The following is a 2330-nucleotide window of genomic DNA, read 5'->3' as shown; positions in this document are numbered from 1 at the left end:
GTTCACAGGTTTATTGGTGAACTGGAAATTCGGGCTGTTTTTTCCATTTGGGGACGGCTGCTGGAGTATATTGAGTGTAACACGACAACCGTCCCCATGTTCACATCATTTTGGGAACACAAGAACCGTCCCCATGTTCACGTTTTAATACCCCATATGTTATTGTTTTGCCTCTTTTTATCTGGTAGTATTAGGATACTAATTTACGGAAGGGTGACCAAGGGGCGATGATCAAATAATCCTTATTGAGAAAATTTTTCGTAATAGGAATTTGATACGAGTATTTTCTGGATAGGATTAGTCTTGCCTTTTGGGAACAAAATTTTAATGATGGAGCTTCCTTTTACAGGTGTGTTCTGTTCTTTTGTTGTCAAAATGAAGCTTCCTGTCCAGAAATGGAATAGGAGGTTTTTTTTATGTCTGAAATCACGAATGAACAAAAATTAGGCATGGGCGCATTGTTTCAGAATCAGGTCATCAGGACGATTTTGCTGTCGGTGTTATTTCTCCAGATTGGGATTTGGGTGCGAAATTATTCAATCCTTTTATATGTAATTGAAAAAACAAATGAAAATCCGGTTGCGGTTTCGATGATTTCCGTTGCTGAATTCGCGCCGATTTTCCTGTTTTCTTTTATCGGCGGGACGTTTGCTGACAGATGGCGGCCGAAGCGGACGATGATCTGGTGTGATTTGTTGAGTGCGGTATCTGTGTTTGTCGTGCTTCTTACCTTGTTTTTTGGCAGCTGGAAAGTGATTTTCTTTGCCACATTGGTGTCTTCGATTCTGTCACAGTTCTCACAGCCCGCGGGAATGAAGCTATTTAAGCTGCATGTACCCGCTGAGCTTGTCCAGATGGGTATGTCCATGTACCAGACTGTTTTTGCCTTATTTATGATCCTGGGTCCGGTTCTTGGAACGTTTGTTTACGAGCAATTTGGCATTATGGCGGCTGTCGCTGTCATGGGGATTGCGTTTGTATGCTCAGCAGCTGTCTTGTTGATGCTGCCGGCAGACCAAAAAACGGTGGAAGAAAAGCGTGAAACATCCTTGATGGAGGAAATGAAGGATGGCTTCCGCTACGTATTGAACAGCAAGCACTTATCCTTGCTTGGAGGAACGTTTATGGCGGCAGGCCTCGCGATTGGTTTGACGCAGCCGCTTGGAGTATTTTTAATAACAGAAAGACTTGATTTGCCTAAGGAAAATCTTCAGTGGCTGATGGCGGCATTTGGAATCGGGATGATTCTCGGCGGCGGTATTACCGTGGGGATCTCAAGAAAAGTATCACCGCAAATACTGCTGGCGATCGGCTTGACTGCAAGCGCGATTGGCTTTATCGGAATGGGGATGTCAACGGCTTTCTGGCTTACCTTGACTGCACAGTTTTTCTCAGGCTTGTTTATGCCTTGCATTCACATTGGAATCAACACAATGATCCTGCAAAATACCGAAGAAGCCTTTATCGGAAGGGTCAATGGCATTCTGAACCCGGTATTCATGGGCGCAATGGTCATCACCATGTCGGCATCGGGCTGGGTTAAATCTCACTTACCGATTACGTATATGTATGAAGCTTCAGCAGTGTTGCTACTGGTCGGGATATTGGTATTGTTGCCTTTGATGAAAAAAGAAGCAACAGCCAATCAGTTAAAGGAAGAAATATAATTATGAGGCGTACAGACATTGATTCTGTGCGCCTTTTTTGTGCTAGGAATGGATGCTCTATCTGAAACTATGATGAGTCTGTGCACCTTTTTTGTACCATGGCTGGTATTCTACTTGTTTTTTTAAAATTGAGTTGAAACGCATACCCATAAAGTTCGTCTAATCTTGCAGGAGGGATTATGATGAAAAAATGGTGGATTTTAGGAAGTGTGTTGATTTTAGCGATCGCGGGAGTGGCCTTATTTTCTTTTTCCCAGTTAAAGGTTGTGAATGCCTGGGAGGGGGATGAGAAGCCGGTTGTACTGACGAATAAAGTGTGGAAGGTTCAATTTTCTGAGAAACTCTCAGAAAAGAGCCTTCATTCCAGCCTCGTGTATGTCACAAATGACAAAGGCGAGAAGCAGGAGAATACCTTAACCCTTAGTGACGATCAAAAATCCATCTATATCAATCCCCCTGAAAGCGGCTATGATCCTCGTTCGGAACATTACACGCTTCATTATAAAAAAGGAATTGAGTCAGCAATGGGGAGAAATTTGCTCACCTCTCACTCGATGCAATTTATCGTAAAGGAAAAATTGCCCGTAGTTGGCTCGCAGGAAAAGCTGGCAGGGTATTTTGAAGAGATTTTGAAGGAACAAAAGAAGTCCCGGGGCTGGTTTG

At 43.4% G+C, this 2330-nt stretch carries 2 protein-coding genes; both read left to right on the top strand.

Going from position 1 to position 2330, the window contains the following annotated elements; genetic code table 11:
- The first annotated feature begins 416 nt into the window (after positions 1–416).
- Positions 417–1667 carry an MFS transporter gene (locus WB217_RS10325; RefSeq protein ID WP_423993135.1) on the top strand — a complete coding sequence of 417 codons (1251 nt, stop codon included), beginning with the start codon at positions 417–419 and terminating at the stop codon, positions 1665–1667.
- A 182-nt stretch (positions 1668–1849) separates the two neighbouring features.
- On the top strand, positions 1850–2330 hold a 481-nt coding region (locus WB217_RS10320), incomplete at its 3' end, for an Ig-like domain-containing protein (RefSeq protein WP_423993133.1).

It is taken from the genome of Mesobacillus sp., assembly GCF_049588175.1.
Classification (GTDB): Bacteria; Bacillota; Bacilli; order Bacillales; family Cytobacillaceae; genus Mesobacillus.
This window is presented reverse-complemented; position numbering and strand designations above follow the sequence as displayed.

Coding starts and splice junctions, on each gene's coding strand:
- WB217_RS10325 (WP_423993135.1), top strand. CDS start 417: ATGTCTGAAATCACGAATGAACAAAAATTAGGCATGGGCGCATTGTTT.